General features: G+C 46.7%; 16 protein-coding genes. 13 read left to right on the forward strand and 3 right to left on the reverse strand.

All coding sequences use genetic code 11. The features are described 5' to 3' along the window. The first annotated feature begins 45 nt into the window (after positions 1 to 45). The 8 genes from H595_RS0112165 to H595_RS0112200 all read left to right on the forward strand — a co-directional run bounded on the left by H595_RS0112165 (position 46) and on the right by H595_RS0112200 (position 9,127). Positions 46 to 1,242, forward strand: coding sequence for a glycine C-acetyltransferase (locus H595_RS0112165; protein ID WP_027671465.1), 1,197 nt, complete (start codon positions 46 to 48; stop codon positions 1,240 to 1,242). A gap of 15 nt (positions 1,243 to 1,257) precedes the next feature. Next, positions 1,258 to 2,283 carry an L-threonine 3-dehydrogenase gene (gene tdh / locus H595_RS0112170; RefSeq protein WP_027671466.1) on the forward strand — a complete coding sequence of 342 codons (1,026 nt, stop codon included), beginning with the start codon at positions 1,258 to 1,260 and terminating at the stop codon, positions 2,281 to 2,283. Between the two features lie 152 nt (positions 2,284 to 2,435). Continuing rightward, a complete protein-coding gene (locus H595_RS0112175; RefSeq protein ID WP_027671467.1) occupies positions 2,436 to 3,467 on the forward strand; it encodes a substrate-binding domain-containing protein in 1,032 nt (343 codons plus the stop codon). 135 nt (positions 3,468 to 3,602) lie between these two features. Then, positions 3,603 to 4,982: a phosphate ABC transporter permease subunit PstC gene (gene pstC / locus H595_RS0112180; RefSeq protein ID WP_027671468.1), complete on the forward strand. Its 1,380-nt coding sequence runs from the start codon at positions 3,603 to 3,605 to the stop codon at positions 4,980 to 4,982. Between the two features lie 3 nt (positions 4,983 to 4,985). After that, positions 4,986 to 6,356: a phosphate ABC transporter permease PstA gene (pstA, locus tag H595_RS0112185; protein WP_051219868.1), complete on the forward strand. Its 1,371-nt coding sequence runs from the start codon at positions 4,986 to 4,988 to the stop codon at positions 6,354 to 6,356. A 61-nt stretch (positions 6,357 to 6,417) separates the two neighbouring features. After that, positions 6,418 to 7,188: a phosphate ABC transporter ATP-binding protein PstB gene (gene pstB / locus H595_RS0112190; protein ID WP_027671470.1), complete on the forward strand. Its 771-nt coding sequence runs from the start codon at positions 6,418 to 6,420 to the stop codon at positions 7,186 to 7,188. 45 nt (positions 7,189 to 7,233) lie between these two features. After that, positions 7,234 to 7,959 (forward strand): phosphate signaling complex protein PhoU, encoded by a 726-nt coding sequence (phoU, locus tag H595_RS0112195; protein WP_027671471.1) that lies wholly within the window; start codon positions 7,234 to 7,236, stop codon positions 7,957 to 7,959. A gap of 265 nt (positions 7,960 to 8,224) precedes the next feature. After that, positions 8,225 to 9,127 carry a porin gene (locus H595_RS0112200; RefSeq protein WP_037054680.1) on the forward strand — a complete coding sequence of 301 codons (903 nt, stop codon included), beginning with the start codon at positions 8,225 to 8,227 and terminating at the stop codon, positions 9,125 to 9,127. 70 nt (positions 9,128 to 9,197) lie between these two features. Here H595_RS0112200 and H595_RS0112205 read toward each other — a convergent pair whose 3' ends face one another. After that, positions 9,198 to 11,849, reverse strand: coding sequence for a TonB-dependent receptor domain-containing protein (locus H595_RS0112205; protein WP_240474882.1), 2,652 nt, complete (start codon positions 11,847 to 11,849; stop codon positions 9,198 to 9,200). Between the two features lie 130 nt (positions 11,850 to 11,979). After that, positions 11,980 to 14,658, reverse strand: a complete 2,679-nt coding sequence (locus H595_RS0112210; RefSeq protein WP_027671474.1) for a hypothetical protein — start codon at positions 14,656 to 14,658, stop codon at positions 11,980 to 11,982. Positions 14,659 to 15,024: 366 nt separating this feature from the next. Between H595_RS0112210 and phoB the strand changes: the two genes are divergently transcribed. Further along, complete coding sequence (gene phoB, locus H595_RS0112220) at positions 15,025 to 15,711, forward strand: phosphate regulon transcriptional regulator PhoB (RefSeq protein ID WP_027671475.1); 687 nt, start codon at positions 15,025 to 15,027, stop codon at positions 15,709 to 15,711. Positions 15,712 to 15,728: 17 nt separating this feature from the next. Then, complete coding sequence (gene phoR, locus H595_RS0112225) at positions 15,729 to 17,063, forward strand: phosphate regulon sensor histidine kinase PhoR (RefSeq protein ID WP_027671476.1); 1,335 nt, start codon at positions 15,729 to 15,731, stop codon at positions 17,061 to 17,063. 12 nt (positions 17,064 to 17,075) lie between these two features. On the opposite strand, the gene H595_RS0112230 is transcribed toward phoR, so the two are convergent. Further along, the gene (locus H595_RS0112230) at positions 17,076 to 17,588 is read right to left on the reverse strand and encodes a hypothetical protein (RefSeq protein WP_027671477.1); all 513 of its coding nucleotides are present in this window, start codon (positions 17,586 to 17,588) and stop codon (positions 17,076 to 17,078) included. A gap of 176 nt (positions 17,589 to 17,764) precedes the next feature. On the opposite strand from H595_RS0112230, the gene H595_RS22250 reads away from it, so the two are divergent. From H595_RS22250 to H595_RS22255, 3 genes are read left to right on the forward strand one after another with little or no spacing between them, the layout of a single operon-like run. After that, positions 17,765 to 20,161: an MHYT domain-containing protein gene (locus H595_RS22250; RefSeq protein ID WP_205623217.1), complete on the forward strand. Its 2,397-nt coding sequence runs from the start codon at positions 17,765 to 17,767 to the stop codon at positions 20,159 to 20,161. A 6-nt stretch (positions 20,162 to 20,167) separates the two neighbouring features. Then, a complete protein-coding gene (locus H595_RS24405) occupies positions 20,168 to 21,097 on the forward strand; it encodes a response regulator (RefSeq protein ID WP_205623218.1) in 930 nt (309 codons plus the stop codon). A gap of 5 nt (positions 21,098 to 21,102) precedes the next feature. After that, positions 21,103 to 21,858, forward strand: a complete 756-nt coding sequence (locus H595_RS22255; protein ID WP_205623219.1) for a response regulator — start codon at positions 21,103 to 21,105, stop codon at positions 21,856 to 21,858. Positions 21,859 to 21,910 lie beyond the last annotated feature (52 nt).

Genomic DNA, 21,910 nt, shown 5'->3' on the forward strand with positions numbered 1-21,910 from the left:
TGGCGCCGTTTTTTCTATTCTCTTACCTCAGTAATAGGAGGCTTTATGCGCAGCAGCGCTTTTCTGCAACACCTACAACAACAAATAGATGATGTCAAAGCAGAAGGTCTATACAAAGCAGAACGTATTATTACCTCTCAACAGCAGGCTAGCGTTAACGTCGCGGGTGAGCAGGTACTGAATTTTTGTGCGAACAACTATTTAGGTTTGGCAAACCACCCTGATCTTATCGCGGCGGCACAACAAGGTTTAAGCAGCCATGGTTTTGGTGTGGCGTCTGTGCGCTTTATTTGCGGTACCCAGGATATTCACAAAACGTTGGAACATGATATCAGTGCATTTTTAGGTACTGAAGACACTATTTTGTACTCGTCATGTTTTGATGCCAACGGCGGGTTATTTGAGACATTGTTAGGCGCTGAAGATGCCATTATTTCGGACGCATTAAACCACGCTTCTATTATTGATGGTGTTCGGCTGTGTAAAGCCAAACGCTATCGTTATGCTAATAATGATATGGCAGAGCTGGAAGCACAGTTAAAACAAGCTGATGCAGATGGTGCCCGCTTCAAGCTTATTGCTACCGACGGTGTTTTTTCCATGGACGGCGTTATAGCAGATTTAAAATCAGTCTGTGATCTGGCTGATAAATATGGCGCTATGGTGATGGTTGATGATAGCCATGCGGTTGGGTTTGTCGGTAAAAATGGTCGCGGTACGCATGAATACTGTGACGTATTGGACCGTGTCGATATTATTACCGGTACTTTAGGTAAGGCACTGGGCGGCGCATCTGGTGGCTATACCTCGGGTAAAAAAGAGGTTATTGAGTGGTTACGTCAGCGTTCGCGGCCTTATTTATTTTCAAACTCTCTGGCACCCTCAATTGTTACAGCCTCTATTAAAGTATTGCAAATGCTGCAGCAGGGTGATGCCCTGCGGGCTACACTATGGGAAAACGCCAACTACTTCCGTGAAAAAATGTCTGCCGCTGGTTTTACCTTGGCCGGCAAAGACCATGCGATTATTCCGGTTATGTTAGGCGATGCTAAAATCGCGGCGGAAATGGCCAAACGCATGCTTGAAGCAGGCATCTATGTTGTAGGATTTTCTTTTCCTGTAGTGCCTAAAGGTCAAGCGCGGATCCGGACACAAATTTCTGCTGCACATACCAAGGCACAGTTGGATAAGGCTATCGATGCCTTTATTCGTATAGGTAAAGATATGGGCGTGATCGCATAAGGGCGGGGCGTTAAAATGAAAGCATTAGCAAAGTTAAAAGCAGAACCAGGTATATGGCAAACTGAGGTTGAGAAACCGGTAGTTGGGCCAAATGACGTGTTAATCCGCATTAAAAAAACCGCGATTTGTGGCACTGATGTACACATATACAAGTGGGATGAGTGGGCACAGAACACCATTCCACATGGTATGGTTGTCGGCCATGAATATGTTGGCATTGTTGAAGGTATGGGCTCTGAAGTGCGCGGTTTTAATGTTGGCGATCGTGTGTCTGGTGAGGGTCATATCACCTGTGGTTATTGCCGTAACTGCCGTGCAGGTAGAGTACATTTATGCCGAAATACTATTGGCGTAGGGGTGAATAGACCGGGGTCTTTTGCCGAATATTTGGTGATACCGGCCTATAACGCTTTTAAGCTGCCAGATAATATTCCGGATAATATTGCCGCAATATTCGACCCCTTCGGTAACGCAGTGCACACGGCATTGTCATTCGATTTAGTCGGTGAAGATGTACTCATTACCGGTGCGGGTCCCATCGGCATTATGGCTGCGGCGGTAGCACGCCATGTAGGTGCCCGTCACGTGGTCATTACTGACGTAAACCCTTATCGCTTAGATTTAGCGATGAAAATGGGCGCGACGCGAGCGGTAGATGTTAGTAAGCAATCACTTAAAGACGTGATGAAAGAGCTTGGCATGACAGAAGGCTTTGACGTCGGGTTAGAAATGTCAGGCGTGCCTGCTGCATTTCGGGGCATGCTAGATACGATGAATCACGGTGGCAAGATTGCCCTGTTAGGTATTCCACCATCAGATATGGCCATCGATTGGAATAAAGTTATTTTCAAAGGCTTAGTCATTAAAGGCATATACGGCCGTGAGATGTTTGAAACCTGGTACAAGATGGCCAGTTTGATTCAATCCGGGCTCGATTTAACGCCAATGATTACCCACGAAATGCCCATGGCAGAGTTTCAGCAAGGTTTTGACATCATGTGTTCTGGTCAATCAGGTAAAGTAATACTGAACTGGTCGTAGTTGAGCACGGATAATAAAAAAAGCGAACTTAGGTTCGCTTTTTTTATGTCGTCATCAGTCGCAAGACAGAAATAATTTTTCAGTGTCATATTACTGCAATAAAAATGCAGCAAACTATGCCCGTACATTAATCGGATGACCGAGGAATTAAAATGAAACTGAATAAAATCTCTAACCTGTTGCTGGCCACTACCATTGCATTAACGGTATCAGCTGCTGCTCAGGCGCAAAGCCGTGACACGATCCAAATTGCGGGTTCATCAACTGTACTGCCATTTTCGTCAGTAGTAGCAGAAGAGTTTGGTAATAACTTTGCTCAGTTTCGCACGCCGGTAGTCGGCTCTGGTGGTTCTTCTGGTGGTTTGCGTCAATTTTGTCAAGGTGTTGGTGCCAACACCATTGATGTCGCTAACTCATCACGTAAAATTCGTCCTAACGAAGTTGAAGCATGTAAAGAGAACGGCGTTAAAGAAATCATTGAAGTAAAAATTGGCTACGACGGTATTGTGTTTGCTTCACGTACTGATGCTGCATTATTTAAATTGGAGCCTCAGCATGTCTTTTTAGCCCAGGCAGCTGAAGTACCACAAAACGGTAAGTTGGTGGCTAATATATACACCCGTTGGAATCAAATAGATAAAAACTTACCAGATCAAGAAATCTTGCTAGCCATTCCGGGTTCAAACCACGGTACGCGCGAAGTTTATGAAGAAAAAGTCGTCATTCCTGGTTGTGAAACGTTGCCACTGGTGCAAGCAATGGAAAAAGACGCCGCGAAGAAAGTCTGTACAGCTATGCGTACCGACGGCCGGGTGGTTGAAATCGCGGGTGATTACACTGAAACGTTAGCACGCTTGACGGCACAAAAAGATGCTATAGGCGTATTTGGTTTAAGCTTCTACGAAGCTAACCGTGACCGCATCAAAGTTGCAACTGTGTCAGGTGTTGAACCTAATCTGGATACTATTATATCTGGTGAATACCCGGTATCACGCCCATTGTTTATCTATGTTAAAGGCGCGCATATTGGTGTGATCCCAGGTCTACAGGAATATGCTCAGTTCCATGTGAGTGAAGGCATGTCAGGCTTCGGTAGTGTGTTGGAAAGCGCAGGCTTAATTCCATTATCTGACGATGAGCGTGCTCAGATGACACAGAACATTAAGTTGAAAAAGTCGCTATAATAAGCTCCGAGCTTTTAAAGAGAACCTGGCATGGTTCTCTTTTTTTGCTTTGCCTTTGTCATAAAAGTGAAATATAAGTCGCTTACACTGCGCTCTTTAACTAGCAACAACGTGTAAGCCGATTACGGAGCAACCATGAGTAACTTTTCGTTAATTGTAGTGCTGTTAGTGCTGTTGGCACTGGGATACCAGCTTGGTATGACCCGCAGCCGCAAAGTGGCTACAGTTAACTCCGATTTGCGCATGCATTCCAGACCACATCATTACGGCATGATGGTGGGGCTCTGGGCGGTATTACCAGCCTTTTTAATATTGATACTTTGGTTATGGCTATCACCGGCAGTGATCAATGCCATGATGGTGTCACATCTACCGACAGAGGTGAGTAGCCCAAGCACAGAGCAGCTTCGCGTCGTATCACAACGTATAAGCAATTTGGCAGATAATTTTGGTGTTGTCGCTGATGCTGAAGCCTGGGAGCTTAGCGCAGCCGATCATCTACGCCAGCTTAAAGCCAACAGCGCCATTATGTTAACTGCGCTGATGGCAGTGATTGCTGCCGTTGGTATGCTCATTAGCCTGCTGAAAATTACACCCCGGTTAAAAGCTCGACATCAGGTAGAACGTGTGGTTAAAGGGCTGCTGGTGCTCTGTTCTACTGTTGCTATCCTTACGACCATCGGTATCGTGTTATCGATGGTGGGGGAAACATTAAAGTTCTTTAGTTACATTCCGCCGACAGAGTTTTTCTTCGGTACTACCTGGAATCCGCGTTTTTCTACTGTTGGCGTGGGTGAGCAGGGTGATTTTGGCTTGGTACCATTACTGGCCGGTACGACTATGATAGCCGGAATCGCAATGCTAGTGGCCATACCGCTGGGGTTAATGGTTGCTGTGTATTTGGCAGAATATGCGCCGGTAAAATTGCGCAACACGGCTAAACCGTTGATTGAAGTGTTAGCGGGTATTCCTACCATTGTTTATGGCTTCTTTGCTTTAGTCACCGTAGGTCCATTTCTGCGCGACCTGGGGGCCTCTATCGGGTTGGATATTAATGCCACTTCTGCATTAACCGCTGGCGTAGTGATGGGTATTATGATTATCCCGTTTATCTCGTCGCTGTCAGATGACATCATTACGCAAGTGCCAAAGTCGATGCGAGATGGCTCTCTTGGTCTGGGTGCAACGAAATCTGAAACCATTTTAAAGGTTGTTTTACCTGCAGCCTTACCGGGTATTGTTGGCGCGGTACTGCTTGCTGCCAGTCGCGCTATTGGTGAGACGATGATCGTAGTGCTTGCAGCCGGTAACAGCCCTGCACTAACAGCTAATCCGTTTGAAGCGGTATCAACCGTTACCGTTACCATTGTTAATCAGCTTACTGGCGACAATGACTTCTCCAGCCCGCAATCGTTGGTAGCCTTTGCCCTGGGCTTAACCCTGTTCGTTATTACCTTGCTACTTAATGTGGTGGCATTGGTAATCGTGCGTAAATATCGTGAGCAATACGAGTAAGCTATGACAATTATTGCAGAAAATCCGATTAAAGCGGTTGCTACACCCAGCTTGGTGCAGCAAAAAGTGATCGCCTCGCTGTCGAAGCGGCATCGCAAAGAAAAGCTGTTCCGTCGTTTAGGGCTCAGTGCAGTATTGATTAGTCTGGGGCTGGTTGCAGTGCTGTTTATCAATATATTTTCTCGTGGTGTACCAGCGTTCTGGCAGTCTGCTATCACGCTGGATATTTATTTTGACCCGGCAATAATTAAGATCCCGGCTAAACCAGAGCAGCAGGCTGAGGAGTCTGATAACGATTTTCGTCAACGCTATCTGGCATGGCAGACCGACGTGGGTTTTGTTAACTTCAACCGGTTGATTACAGACAGCTTGCAAACTATTTTGCCTGATGCCAGCAAACACAGACGTGATTTAGCGCGCTTTGTGACGTCGGGTGAGCGTTTCGCCTTACGTGATATGGTGGTGGCTGATCCCAGCATTATTGGTCAGCGTCGCACACTTCATTTACTGACAGATGCCAACATTGATGTTTGGTTAAAAGGTAATATTGACCGCAGTTTGCCAGATGAGCAGCAACAGCTAAGCCCAATTACTCGTCAGTGGGCCGATAAATTGTCGGCAGACGGCATTATTCAGAATCGCTTTAGCTTCGCCTTGTTTATGAACCCTGACTCACGCAGTTCACTCGCGTCAGCTGGTTTGGCAGGTGCCTTTATGGGATCGTTTTACATGATGCTAGTGGTGATTTTGCTGGCGGTACCAATGGGTGTTGCTGCGGCAATCTATCTGGAAGAGTTTGCCCCACGTAACAAAATTACCGATTTGGTTGAAGTTAACATTAATAACCTGGCTGCTGTGCCGTCTATTGTATTCGGTTTGTTGGGGGCATCGGTGTTAATTGGCTGGTTTAATTTGCCGATGTCTGCACCTATTGTTGGTGGCCTGGTGTTGTCCTTAATGACGCTACCCACAGTGATTATTGCTACTCGCTCTACGTTAAAAGCTATACCCCCTTCCATACGTCAAGCTGCACTGGGATTGGGAGCGTCAAAAATGCAGGCTATCTTCCACCATGTACTGCCACTGGCGATACCCGGTATTTTAACGGGGGCTATTTTAGGTGTCGCGCAGGCGTTGGGTGAGACAGCACCACTGTTGCTTATCGGTATGAAATCCTTTGTTGCTTCGGTGCCGGCATCGCCGTTTGACCAAGCCAGTGCTTTGCCAGTGCAAATTTATCTGTGGCAAGGCAACGAGCTACGTAACTTCTTCGAAGCGCGTACATCGGCAGCCATAATCGTATTGTTGATGATGATGATTAGCTTAAATGGCATGGCAATTTGGCTACGGAAAAAATACGAAAAGCGTTGGTAACCTTTTGCCAGTAGGCAGGCTACGCTAAACAGATTTAATTTTTAAGGTAACGGATAAAAGCATGAGTAACTCAGCCCCGGTTAAAATTAGTGCGACAGATGTGAAGGTGTTTTATGGCGACAATCAGGCGCTGCATGGCATCAACATGGACGTATATCAGAATGAAGTTATCTCTTTTATCGGCCCGTCTGGCTGCGGTAAGTCAACCTTTTTACGTTGCATGAACCGGATGAACGATACAATTGATCAGTGCCGGGTTAATGGCAGCATTTTGCTTGATGGGCGTGATATCCATGACCCTTCGCTGGATGTTGTGCAGTTGCGGGCACAGGTTGGCATGGTGTTTCAAAAGCCTAACCCGTTTCCCAAGTCGATCTACGAAAACATCGCTTATGGCCCTAAATTACATGGCTTGGCAGAGCGCAAAGCCGATCTGGACGATATTGTTGAGTCGAGTTTACGCCGTGCCGGCTTGTGGAACGAAGTAAAAGACCGTCTGGATCAACCCGGTACCGGATTGTCAGGTGGTCAACAACAGCGTTTGTGTATTGCCCGCAGTATTGCGGTAAGCCCGGAAGTTATTCTGATGGATGAACCTTGTTCTGCATTAGACCCCATTGCAACCTCAATTATTGAAGAGTTGATAGATGAATTAAAGCAGAACTTCACCATTGTTATTGTGACACACAATATGCAACAGGCGGCGAGGGTATCGGATCGTACTGCATTCTTCCATCTGGGGAATCTCATCGAGATTGGTAATACCAACGATATTTTTACTAATCCGCAGCAAAAACGAACCGAAGACTATATTACCGGTCGTTACGGTTAATAGTATTGCCGTCCAGGGTGCAGACAATTTCAGGAGACTGGCGTTATGCCAAATAATAAAATCGGCGGCCATTATTCACAGGCTTATGATGAAGAGTTACAACAAGCCGTTATGCGCTTATTGCAAATGGCGGGCTTAGCACAACAACAACTGAGCGACGCTTTAACGGCGTTTACCTCGGCAGATCTTGCTCTGGCAAAGCAGGTAAAAGCGGCTGATCGCAAGGTAAACAATTTTGAAGTCGACATCAGCGAGCATTGCCTGGATATATTGGCCCGGCGACAGCCCGCTGCAGGTGATTTACGCTTAGTATTAGCTGTGCTGAAAAGTATCAATGATGTCGAGCGAATAGGTGACCTTGCTAAGCGCATTGGTAAGGTTCTACTAAAAGAAGAGCCGGGTAACCGCCCACAGCAATCTCAGTTAGATGAGCTGGCCGTTATGGGACAAAAAGCCCTGCAAATGCTACAGCGCGCCTTGGTGGCATTTGAAAAAATTGATGCTGATGAAGCCTTAGATGTTCTGCGTGAAGATAGATCCATTGATGACGACTATGCCCGCATTATGCAGCAAAGCCTTACTATGATGATGCATGACGCACGTCAAATTAGTATTAGTCTGCAGGTGTCGCACGTTGCCAAAGCGTTGGAGCGTGTTGGCGATCACGCACGCAACATTTGCGAGCACACCATATTTTTGAGTAAGGGACGAAATGTTGCTCATCTTAGTGACGCTGAATTGCAGCAAGTCGTCGACAAGAAACGTGACTGAGTAGCAAACAATGAAAAAGGAGCGAAAGCTCCTTTTTTTATGCGCTTTTTTTACGAAAAACTGGCTATCCCATTATTTTAGTAGATACTTTTCGTTATTAAGACAAGTGCTTAGCCGTGCGGGGTCATAAAAGTATCATTTAATAGTCACAAAAAATCCATGTTGTCATTTTAGTGTCATAAATTAGCCATATTATGGCGCGGTCATCAACAGCATAGGTCGTAAACGGCCACAACGAATAACGGTAATTACTCAGGTGCAGAATATGAAGAAATCAATTTTAGTTTTAGCGGTAGCGTTGGCCAGTACAAGCACATTACAAGCGAAAGAGTTGGAAGTGTACGGCAAAATTAATGTTACTGCACAATCTAGTGATGATGGCGAAGGCCGCTTTACCGAACTGAAAAGTAATGCCTCACGTTTTGGCCTCAAAGGTGATTATGCACTTGAAGATGGCTTAAGTGTGACGTATCAGCTGGAATGGGAAGTTGATCCTTCAGATGAAGCAAATGAGAAAAATATCAAAGCACGTAATCAATATCTTGGTTTGGCTGGCAGTTTTGGTGAAGTGCGTGTTGGGCGCCATGATTCTGCCCTTAAAATGTCGCAAGGTAAGATTGACCTGTTTAATGATTACGAAGCCGATGTAAAAGTGCTGTGGAAAGGCGAAAACCGTGTGAGTAACTCTATCAGTTACTTTACGCCATCATTTTCTGGCTTTAGTGCTCAGGTGACCTATGTAGTTGAAGATAGTCAGGCTGGAGAAGATGGTATTTCAGCGGCGCTGATGTATGGTGACGACGGTTTAAAAAACAGCAACGTTTATGCAGCGCTGGCGTATGACGCAGAAGTAAATGGTTATGATACTGTGCGGGCTAGTGGTCAGGTCAAAGTGGCTGGTTTTAAATTAGGTGCTATGTACCAAACACAGGAATCAACCAGCACCACAGTTGAACGCGATGGTTATTTGGTGAGCGTTGCTTACCCTATGGGTAAGGCTGAACTTAAAGGCCAATATCAGGTGATGGAAGATGACAACGGTTTTAGCGCCGGCGTGGACTACAAACTGGGCAAAAACACCAAAGTATTTGCTTGGTATTCTAGCTTTGATTTCGACGAAGCCTTAGATAAAGACTATCTAGCCGTGGGTTTAGAGCACAAGTTTTAATGCTTAATTAAATGAATTAATAAAAAACGCCGGTCATTGACCGGCGTTTTTTTTATTTGGTTAATCGGTGTTAGTACTTATACGAGAAACTTAAACTGTAACTCTGGCCTTCAATACGCTTTTGCAGCACTTCACCCTGCTGCAAAATTTCCACGTCTTCGTCCAGTAAGTTTTTCAGCCCCAGTTTTACCGTCATACTTTCCTGCGGCATGTAGCTGTAGGTGAAATCCAATGAGTGGAACGGCTGCTCAAAGGCGTCATCTTTGTCATTCACACCGGCGAATGCAATACGTTTACCAAATACGTTATAGGTTAACGTTGCATTATGCTGGTTGTTGTCTGAATCAAAACCTAACTGCAGGTTAGCAACATACTTAGAGTGACCGCTTAAACTGCGTTTAAGGTTAGTCAGGTTTGCGCCAGGAAAGCGCTGTATATTGATTTCTGATTCACTTACCGTCAGGTTACCGGCAACAAAGAAGTTATTTGCCAGCTGACCAAAGTCGCCGCCAAACATGTCCAGTTGTTGCAGGAATTCAGCTTCAGCACCATAGACTTTGCCATCTTGTGCATTACGGAACGACATTAACAGGTTACCGTCTGAGCCCGACAACTCTACAGCTTCTATTGGGTTTTTTAAATCTTTGTAAAATAAACCCAGACTGTAATTGCTGTTATCGTAGTACCACTCTAATCGCACGTCAGCACTGTTAATATCAGTGCTTTGTAAGCCAGAGAAACCAGTTACTTTAAAATCAGTTAATGGGTCGACATAAAGTACTGGCGTAACTTCACGTAAGTCAGGGCGAACTACCGTTTGGCTGTAACCAAAGCGGGCTTGTAAGTCATCAGTAACAAACCAGGTAAGCGACAAGGCCGGATAAAAACCATCTTCCAGCAGCACCGAATCGGTAACTTCACCGCTTAACTCACCTTCTGCGGTTAGTGGCAGTGAAATTTGTTTAAAGTCTTCATAGCGTACGCCCAGATTCAGGCGGAATTTGTAATCGTAGTTTACTTCCAGCGCAGCGTAACCGGCGTCAATCATTTGCGCAGCCAGATAATCGTCGGCCTGTGTTGTCACGTTTGATATTTTAAAGCCATTTGCGGCATCTAAAATATTGCTGTCTGAGAATATCTCTGAGAAGCTGCCCGATAACTGCTCCAGGCTGTATCCGACAGTGTCAAAGTTAAAACGGTCAGTTTGCGCATTGCGGCTACGTTCAAAGTAGGCATAACCGCCGCTTAACGTCATTTCTGCTTTGCCCAATGTTAGCGGCAGTTTGGCGTTCCAGCTTAGGTTTTCAGTGTTATCTTTCATATCACCGAAACTGTAGTTCACCGCATTTTGGTTACGACGCAAAAATGAGAATACCGAGCCATCGCTCTGCGTTTCGTTCAGATAACGATACTCAATTTCTCCCGGCGCATAGCGGCGTGCTTTTGCGTCGGTGTACTGCCAGTCTAAGGCTAAGTCCATTAAGTATGGAAAGTTGTGTCGGCCACGTAATTGATTGCTGAGCATGGTGCGCTCTTCATACGTGATGCTGGTATCAGTGTTTGAACGGTTGTTTTCGTTGATGGTTTCTATACTATCGCCGTTCTTTATTTTAACTTCGTCTTTGGTATCGCTAAGGTAAATGGTTGAGCTTTCTATACGGTGATCAACACCAAGCTCTAAACCAAAGTTCAACATGCCAGACATTTTGATCTGATGTTCTGTGCCTTTGATATCGTCATAACGGTTAAGTGGCACCAGACTGTCGCCTGATACAGAGTAGTAACGCTCTTGCTCTTCGATATTCTGCGTTGAACGGTCATAGCTCAGGCCCGTCATTACGCCAAACACTACATTTTTCGCTAAATCAAAGCGACTACCAAAAGACACACTGCCATCAAAATCTGGTTTTACGCTGTCACGGCTAACATCAACATCGCGGTTAAACGCGGTGCCAAGTTCACGGACTATGGTTTCAGCCTGTGCCAGGTTGCCCGCATTGATGCCTCCAAGGGCTTCGGCAATATTAACCGGTGTTAATATGCCGTATTGCTGCTGCGCTGCAGCCAGTTCAGGTGAAATACTACGACGGCCATCATCTTTGCCGCGCCAATCATCACCACCACCTGCATAATCAAAACCATCGTCGCTATTCAGGCTGCTATAGCCTGTGCCAACGGCGACGTTAAAGCTGGTTTGCAATGGAATTGCCGTAGTGCGGATATTAACGTTACCACCACCAAAGGCCGCGGGTAATTCAGGCGAATACGCTTTTTGTACTACCAAACTTTCAATAATGCCGGCGGGAAACATGTCCAGTGGAATAACATTACGCGTAGGATCCGGGCTTGGCACCTGAGCGCCATTGAGTAAGGTGCTGGAGTAGCGCTCACCTAACCCGCGTACATAAATAAATTTGTCTTTAACCAGCGTCAGGCCGGTTACACGACGTAGTGCGGTGGCGGCATTACTGTCACCAGCGCGTGAAATTTGCTCCATACCCAGGAGTTCGGCAACATAAGGTTGTTCGCGGCGCTCTGCGGCTGCAGAGGCGGCTGAGCTCATCAGACGGCCGGATACAGAAATACGTTCAACATCGGCTTCACTCTGTGGTGCTGGCTCAGTGGCGTCTTGCGCGACGGCGCCCAATGACACCAAGGCGGTTGCCGTGCTCAGGGCCAGCAACACACTGCGGCCAACACGACTGAAATTAAACTTTTGCATGCTGCTCATCTGAACTTTGTCCTATCAGCTTAATTCTGTTACATCTGCGTAGCGTTAAGCGGCAACGCGGCGCTTAACCTGGTGAAATAAAAAAAACACTGCCAGCTCGCACCGGCAGTGTTGATATGGCTTAGTCGTCTAAGCCAACAGCCCAGCCTGCAGTCCAATCGTTGCCAGCTTTAATGGCACCGATAAAATCAACTGCTTCAAAAAAGCTGTCTTGCGCTGACATGTCTTTTGGCGTGGTGGTGTCGATGGTAAAAATACCATCTACTACGTCTGACATACTGGCTGCGGTGCTGTTGCCTGTTTGTGCTAAGAACCACTGTTCTGTGGTTGTGCCGTTGCCTAAGTCACCTTTAAAGGCTTCAGGGCAGGCAATCACAGAGTGAGTCATGGTTAAGGTGCCGGCTGCTGCCAGTGCCTTGGTTTCTGCCGAGTCGAATTCTAAACATTCACCCATGCCGGTTGGGCCAGTTACCACAAAGTTTGCCAGCTGGGCATTGGTACCAGCACGTAACAGTAAGCCTTCAGAATCATCATCACCGTCAAAGGTGTTACCGATAATGGTCATGTTAGAAATCATTGGGTTAGAAACAGGCAGTGCTGTAAAGTTACCTGACTGGTTGTCACCTTCAATGCCGCGGTTGGCTTTAGCGCCATCAGCTGCATGCTTAACCAGTACGAACTGTAACTTACCGTTCCAACCGTCAGCCCAGTCAACTGAGTCATCACCGTTGGCGGTTAACACCACGTTTTTACAGCTCACGCTGCCACCGAACATTTCGATACCGTCATCCACGTTCTGGTGAACCTGAATGTTTGAGCACTTAGTGCCTGAACCCACACCTGCGAAGGTAATACCGTTTAACTCATTGTCAGGAATAACTTCAAAACCAGCATGTTTTACTACGACATAATTCAATGTGCCGCTGTTGTCAGCCGGGTTAGCACCACCGTAGTTACCTGCGTCACCTTCTGCGGCTACCTGGCAGTTAGCTAAATCAGCTTGGTCACATTTGTTTGTTGGTGCCTTACCCAGTAACACTAAACCACCCCATTGTCCGGCAGCGGTAGGTGAACCAATGATGTCCTGTACTGATGTCATGACGATTGGGTTAGCAGCAGTGCCGTTAGCTTCAATTTTTGAACCACGGGTAACAACCAGGAAATCTGCACCAGATTTACCGTAAATGCGCACGCCAGGTTGTACTGTTAAGGTGGCGGCAGTGGTGTTATCTATCCCCACGCGTACCCGGCCATTTAATACGTAGTCAGCACCCGCTAGCAGGGTAACATTTGAGGTAATATCACCGCTTAATTGACAATTTAACCGGCCAGACAAGCTGTTAACTTCGCTGGTGCCGGCAGGGCAGGCCGCTAAGTCGTCTTCTGGGTGAATACCTACTGTCCAACCTTCAGTCCAGTCTGTTGTGCCATTGAAAGCCCCCACGTAGTCAACGTTATCAAACCAGCTGTCTACATTGTTTGCTACGTTGTAACCGTTACCCAGCGCCGGTGAGTTTGGTGCGGGGATATAACCGCCCAGCAAGGCATCGGTTACCATGTTGCCCGGTTGTGCACGGAACCAAACGCCCGCATCCAGCGTCACGTTATTGTTGCCATCTACGCTATTTTTAAACGGCTCAGCACAATCGATAATAGAGTTGCGAAACACGATTTCGCCATTACCGGTGTTGGTAACCGACTCATCGCTATTGATTTCAAAACACTCACCCATGCCAGCAGAGCCGGTGATGATCATGTTGTACAGTTCGCCAGCGGTACCTGCGCGTAACAACACACCCTCTGAGTCGTCTTCGCCGTCAAAGTCGTTACCAATAATCGTTACGTTAGCGATTTGTGGCTTACTTACCGGCTCAGCTGTGAAGTTGCCAGACTGGTTATCCGCTTCAATGGCGCGGTTGGCTTTGCTGTTATTTGGGTTATGACGAATAAGTACGTGTTGCATACGGCCAGTCCAGCCATCTGCCCAGTCTAAAGAGTCGTCGCGGTTGCCGGTTAATACCACATACTTGGCATCAACCGTACCGCCGAAAAACTCAACGCCGTCATCCAGGTTATTGTGTACCTGAATGTATTCAACGGTAGTGCCACGACCAACACCCGCAAAGGTGATGCCGTTTAATTCATTGTCCGGAATAACTTCGAAACCGGCATAACGCACTTGAACATATTTCAACGCACCGCTGTTATCATCCGGGTTATCACCGCCGTATGGGCCGGCTTCACCTTCAGCTTCTACCTGACAGCTGGCTAAATTAGCCTGATCACATTTATTAGTAGGTGCTTTACCCAGTATTACCAGGCCACCCCACTCTGCAGATGACTCTTCGTCAGATAATCCCAGCATATCGTTTACTGATGTCATCACGATTGGCGCAGTTTCAGTACCTACTGCCTGAATTTTTGAGCCGCGGGCAACAACCAGATAATCAGCACCACTTTTACCGTATACATAAGTACCTGGTTCAATTGTCAGCGTAGCGCTGTTGCTGTTGTCATTACCTACCGTAACTTTACCGTTTAACGACCAGGCGATGTCAGCTGTTAACCGCGTGTCGCTGGTAATGGTACCGGTAACTTCACAAACGGCTTTACTTACACCGGCCAGGCTAGCACCTTCTGTTGCAAAGCTAGGGCACTTACTGGTTACTGGTGGCGTACCACCGCCGTTATCTCCACCGTCGCTGCCAGAACCAGCATTAATGACTAAGTCACCACCACAGCCAGCCAGCGCTACCGCTGACGCTATTGCGCTTAGTTTTAACAGTTTGCGTAAAGCCATTACCATCTCTCCGTTGAGTTGTTTTAGGTCGTGCGAATAAGTTGCACGCACCCTAACGCAGAGAAATGACGCTTTTATTACATTGATGTGGCTGTAACATAACAGTCATGTTTACCCTTGATAAGACTGGGGTTGCAGCGTGGTGTGTCAAAAAAAGTTCACTGTACTGTCATAAATTAGCGGCCTGCAAAGGTTTAAATCTGGTAAATGATGTTGCGTAAATGTGTGTTTTTATTTTGGGTGCAGGCCAAAAAAAGATTAACCTTACGTTTTCATAAAAATGTCATAAACTGCAGCAATACTTTGCGCAGTAAATAGTTACAGTAGCCCGGCATCCAAGTCGGAAAACAGAATGTGGTGAGTGCTATGGCAAGAAAAATCCTGGTAGTTGAAGACGAAGCGCCGATTCGCGATATGTTGTGTTTTGTGTTGGAGCAAAATGGTTATCAAGCCACAACGGCAGAAGATTACGATTCTGCTGTTAATGCTTTAATGGAACCCTATCCTGACTTAGTGTTGCTGGATTGGATGTTGCCCGGTGGTAGCGGCATTCAGGTAGCGAAAAAAATGAAGCAGCATGAACTGACGCGTAATATTCCCATTATTATGATTACGGCGCGCGGTGAAGAAGAAGATAAAGTACGGGGTTTAGAAGTAGGCGCTGACGATTACGTCACCAAGCCGTTTTCACCGAAAGAGCTCATGGCGCGTATTAAGGCGGTAATTCGCCGTGTATCGCCGACCAGCCTGGACGAAGTCATTGAAGTGCAGGGTTTGAAACTGGACCCAGTGTCACATCGCGTTATGGCGCAAGAGCAAGCGCTGGATATGGGGCCGACAGAATTTCGTTTGCTGCATTTCTTTATGACACACCCAGAACGGGTATATAGCCGGGAACAGCTATTGGACCACGTATGGGGCACGAATGTTTACGTAGAAGACCGTACAGTGGATGTGCATATCCGCCGCTTACGTAAAGCGATTTCTATCGCCGGTCATGATAGATTAGTGCAAACCGTGCGTGGCTCCGGCTACCGTTTTTCTGCTAAGTAAGGTTAATTGCCACTGCTATGCGCCAGCTGCTATCAAAAAGGAAGGTATACACCAGACTCTTCCTTTTTTACTGTTTTATTGCTCTGGTGGGGCTAATTTCCAACAGTTTACTGCTGGCATTGCTTATATTCACCGTTGCGTTATTGCTTTGGCATTATCACCATTTATTTTTAATGGATAAATGGTTATGGCGTGACCGTAAATTGTCCCCGCCCATTAGTGAGGGTATTTGGGGTCATTTATTCGAAGGTATTTATTACCTGCAACGGCGCGACAGACGCAAGCGCCGTGAGTTGCGTAATGTGGTTAGGCGTTTTCGCGATGGCGCAGAAGCATTGCCAGAAGCAGTCGTAGTGCTGCGCGATGATTGGTCTATTATCTGGAGCAATAAGCTGGCACAAATTCTGGTTGGCTTGCATTGGCCGGCAGATGAAGGCTTGCGTTTGGACAACCTTATTCGACACCCCGACTTTTTAAACTATCTTCATGCCGCTCAGTTTGACATACCTATAGAGTTACCGTCACCGGTGAACGACCAGCTCACACTGGAATTTAATATTATGCCGTACGGTATTGAACAGTATTTGTTGATCGTACGCGATGTTACTCAGCTAAAACAGCTGGAGCAAATTCGTAAAGATTTTGTCGCTAATGTGTCTCATGAACTGCGCACGCCGCTTACTGTTTTGCAAGGCTACCTGGAGGTGATGGACGATGAGAACCTGCCTGACAAACTAATGTGGAAAAAAGCCCATAACGTGATGCTTGATCAAACTAAACGCATGGATGCTTTGGTACAACAGTTACTTACCTTATCCCGCATTGAAGCCTCGGCGCGGGTACATTTTGATGATGCAGTCGACGTGCCAGCCATGTTGCATAAATTAGAGCAAGAAGCGCAGGCGTTAAATCGTGATAAACAACATAATTTAACGTTTGATATTGACGCTGAGTTAAAAGTGACGGGTGTTACAGAAGAGCTGCGCAGTGCATTTTCAAACCTGGTTATTAACGCAATTAAGTACACGCAAAATGGCGGCGACATTCAGATCAGCTGGCAGCGTCAGCACAAAAAAGCGGTATTTGCGGTAAATGACAATGGGCCGGGGATCGCGCCGCAACATGTTAAACGGCTCACCGAACGTTTTTATCGTGTTGATGAAGCACGCGCACGCAATACCGGCGGCACAGGCCTTGGCTTGGCGATTGTTAAGCACGTATTATCGCGCCACAACAGCCGGTTAATGATTTTCAGCGAGCCGGGCAAAGGTAGTAGCTTCTCGTTCACATTGCCACCTGAATTGGTGTTGAGCAACACTGCCAAACGAAGTAGCAAAAAAGCTGCAAACTAAGGGCAACGCTGATCAATTACGCAGAGACAATGTGTTGATTTTAGTAGGGTGCATAGTTATTTGATATTGCTGTACAGCAGATTTACCCTGCTTCTCTTGTTCTTGGCGTTCACGATTGCCATTGGCTGCTTCTATCAATCCTTGTAGTGCTTCGCCAAATTGGTCTATTTTGGCATCCAGCGCAGTTATTTTATTATCACGCTCCGAGCTTGGCGGTAGTTGAGTCAGACTGTCTTTTTCAGCCATAGCTTTTTCAATTTGCAATAGTATTTCATTATACTTTTGTCTATCTAATCCTAAACGGTTAGCCAGCATCTGGTCCATTAGGCTGGTTAAAAAAGCGTCTTGGTTTGCGCTGTCTTTGTCTATCTGTTGCGCAGGTGGTCGTGTTGCCGGTTTTACCGTTGATTGTGCCGTAGCGGCAAGTTCTTGCCGGTGCGAGATGTCATTTGCCGTTTGCTCAGATTGCACTCGCTGCTGATATTGTTGCTGATAACCATTAATAAGCTTTACTGACATTGACATCAAAATCTGTCCACGTTGAGGATGTATTTTAATGTGAAAAATAAAGCAGAAACTATGCCAATTGCTAATTTAGTGTTATTAAGTGGCGAAAGTGACAACGATATCGCTTCAAGCATAGCCTTGCACAGTTGTACTCTGTTAACATTTGTACAAAGCATATGCAGTTAAGAGGTAGGATGATGAACTGGTTACGTCAGTGGTTTGAATATCCGGCCGATCCTATGTTGCTTGCAGGTAGTTATGACCCTGGTTTGGTACTGCTATCATTTTTGATTGCTGTTTTTTCCTCAGCTATTGCAATCCATGTTACTGCGCAAGCGATAAGTGTTAAGAATAAAAACATAAGAATGTTGATGCTGGGCAGTGGCAGTATTGCCTTAGGTGGTGGTGTCTGGTCTATGCACTTTATTGGCATGTTAGCGTTTGCGTTGTGCACCAGCGTTGAGTATCACCCCGGACTAACTTTTTTATCTATGTTGCCCAGTATTGCTGCATCTTGGGTGGCATTGGAGCTGATTAGTAAAAAGCATTTGCATCGCATGCAATTGCTAATTGGTGGCGTATTAGTTGGTGCGGGTATTGGCACTATGCATTATATGGGCATGGCGGCTATGCAGATGTCGGTTGCGCTGCGGTACGATTTACTCATATTTTCCTTATCGATTGTCGTGGCGGTAGTGCTGGCTATTGTGGCACTGTGGGTGCGCTTTGGTTTGCGTCGTTTTAACTTGCGGCCGCATTGGCTTACCCTAATAAGCAGTCTGGTAATGGGCGCCGCAATAAGCGGTATGCATTATACCGGCATGGCAGCCGCGCGTTTTGTGCCACCACAGGGGTTTACTGCAACAAATGACAGCAGCGATATTTCCTGGCTATTGGCGCTGGGTGTAGCTTTTACCACGCTATTGATTACCGGATTAGTGGTCGTGCTAAATTTACTGCTGAAATATCGTGAGCTTAATCAGCAGGTTAAGGCTAATGAAACCCGGCTGCTGGCGATGATGGATACTGCCGTTGACGGCATTGTTACCATTAGCAGCAAAGGCTTGATTCAGGGCATTAATAAAGCGGCTGAAAAAATTCTTGGCTGGAAAGAGTCAGAGTTACTGCAGAAAAACGTTAACATCCTGACTCCTGCACTTATTCGTTCAGAACACGACTCTTATCTGCAAAATTATTTACGTACCGGCATTGCTAAGATTATTGGTGTGGGTCGCGATGAGGATGCTCTTCATAAGAATGGTTATACCGTACCAATACGCCTGGCAATTGGACATGCCAAATTGGCAGAAGAGGATATTTTTGTCGCCTTTATCACTGACATTAGCGCACGGTTGCAAATGGAAACGGCGCTGCGTGAAAATGAGGCTAAGTTCCGCTCTCTCATCGGTAATATACCCGGCGCAGCCTACCGCTGTTTGTTCAATGACAGCTGGGACATGCTGTTTATAAGTGATGCAGTGGAGTGGTTGTCAGGCTATCCGGCGAGTGATTTTATGCTGCCATCGGCGCAGCGTAGCTGGTCTGATTTAGTTCATCAGGCTGATAAAGCCACAACCACCCAGTTAGACTTGTATCAAGGCAGCTTTACGGTTGAGTACCGTATACGTCACAAAGACGGCAGTTGGCGCTGGATTTTAGAGCATGGCGAAGCGATAAAAACGGATACGGGCGATGTCGTTTGGCTGGACGGTTTCTTAATGGATATCAGTGCTCGTAAGCAGATGGAGCAAGAGTTGGTTCAGGCTAAAAACATTGCAGAACAAGCTGCTGAAGCCCGTTCAGCTTTTCTTGCCAATATGAGTCACGAAATTCGCACGCCGATGAATGCGATTATTGGTTTTAGTGATTTAATGTTGTCATCCGGTTTGCCCGAACAGCAACAAAAACACCTGCAAACTATTCATAGTGCCGCCCGTTCCTTATTGCATCTGCTTAACGACATTCTTGATAGTGCCAAGCTGGAAAAAGGCAAAGTTGAGTTGGAATATGCTGATTTTTCTTTACCGGCGCTGTTGGATACTGTGGTGTCTACCTTGTGGTTGCAGGCCCGTAAGAAACAATTACAACTCACGTTAGAGCTAGATGCTGCCGCGGCTGAGTTTTACTACGGCGCGCCAGATAGGTTGCGTCAGGTGTTAACAAACCTGTTGGGTAATGCGATTAAATTTACCGAGCAGGGCAGTGTAACGGTGAAAGTGCAGCTTGATGCGCCATCTGAACTCACATTTAGCATTATTGACAGCGGCATTGGTATTTCACCACAACGTTTGCCGTACATTTTTGATGCCTTCACCCAGGCTGATGCGTCGATGAGCCGTCGCTTCGGTGGCACTGGTCTTGGCACCACCATAAGTAAGCAGCTTGTTGAATTGATGGGTGGCCATATTAGTGTGCAAAGTACAGAAGGTGTTGGTAGCTGCTTTAGCTTTACCTTGCCACTTAAACCGGGCACAGCACTACCACAACGCAATATTGATCATGCGTGTGCATTACCGCCGTTGTCGGTGTTAATAGCGGATGATATACCGCAAAATTTAGAATTATTACAGCTGTTGTTGGAGCGTGCCTGACACAAAGTGGTGGCTGTATCAGATGGCGGGCAAGCGCTTGTAGCGGTGCAGCAACAACCGTTTGATGTGGTGTTGATGGACATTCAAATGCCAGTAATGGACGGTTTACAAGCCTGCAAGTTGATTCGGCAGTGGGAGCAGTCACTACCGCGAGAGCCGTTGGCCATTATCGCACTGACCGCAAGTGTGCTGGATGAAGATAAAGAGGCAGCTAAAGAAGCCGGTATGCAGGGGTTTGCCAGTAAACCCGTTGATTTTGAAATGTTAAGTGCAGAAATTGCCCGCGTATTGGATTTAGATGTTGGTGCGCTACCCTCGGTTATAGCCGCAGAGGCTCAGCCACTGCAAGTACTCAATTTGTCCAAAGCGTTGCTGTTGTGGGGCTCGCTTACGCATTACCTGCCCCAACTGGAACAGTTTTTACAGCAGCAAGAGCCCGTGTTGGCGCAAGCGGCAGTAAACCTGAAAGCAGCTCAATTAGATGAATTACAAAAAGCGGCGCATGCTATCAAAGGGGTGAGTGCTAATTTGGCGCTGGAGCAATTAAGCAAACTGTGTGGTGAGTTAGAGCAGGCAGCTCGTCAGCAGCAGCAAGATCGCGCAGAAAACACGCTGCAACAAATATTGCAAAGCTGGCCTGAACACCTGGCAGCTTGCCAACAGTTGCAGCAACAACCAGACAGTGTTTCAACAAAGACGTTGCAACCGCTCGATGATGTCGCCCTTGCAGCTTTGCTTAGCCCTTTATCTCAGGCCCTGCAAAGACATGAAATTAATGACAGCGTACTGGCACAGTTAGAACGTTATACTGGAATACATGAAACACTGATCCTATCTTTGCTTGATGCAGTAAACGATGATGCAGTAAACGAATTTGACTTTGCCAGCGCTATGGCAACCCTAAATCAAATACAACAGCGGATAAACGCAGGATAACACCGATGGCCGAGAAGCAAACCCTACTGCTGGTAGACGATGAGCCCACCAACTTGCGCGTGCTGCGGACGGTGTTGCAAGACGAGTATCGGTTGTTATTTGCCAAAAGTGGTGAAGAAGCGTTGCAATTGATACAGCAACAGCAACCTGATCTTATTTTACTCGATGTAATGATGCCGGGTATGACGGGCTATGACGTTTGCGCCCGGTTAAAAGCCGATCCTGCTACACAGCGATTGCCAGTTATTTTTGTTACCGCATTAAAAGACGAAGTGGATGAAGCAAAAGGCTTTGAGGTGGGCGCAGTAGATTATATTGCCAAGCCCATTTCGCCGGCTATTGTACGCGCCAGAGTCAAAACGCATTTATCATTGGTGCGTGCGGATGAACTAAAACAAACCCGGCTACAGGTTATCCAGCGGCTTGGCCGCGCGGCAGAGTATAAAGATAACGAAACAGGGCTACACGTTATGCGAATGAGCCATTACGCTCAAGTCCTGGCGAGCGCTTATGGTTTATCTGCACAACATGCTGAAGATTTACTGCATGCCGCACCCATGCATGATATTGGCAAAATAGGCATCGCCGACAGTATTTTGCTCAAGCCAGGCAAGCTTACCCCAGAAGAGTTTCGCGACATGCAGCGACACCCGCTAATTGGTGCGGAGATTATCGGTAACTGTGACTCTGAACTATTGCGAATGGCAAAAGTGGTGGCGTTAGTGCGTCAAGCAAAGCTTGATGCATCTTGCAGGGTGTAAGTCCCTGTCGGGTAAGGTGTAACTGACCACCCGTATCGAGTGTTGCGCCTAT

The sequence above is a fragment of the Rheinheimera baltica DSM 14885 genome (assembly GCF_000425345.1).
GTDB lineage: Bacteria > Pseudomonadota > Gammaproteobacteria > Enterobacterales > Alteromonadaceae > Alishewanella > Alishewanella baltica.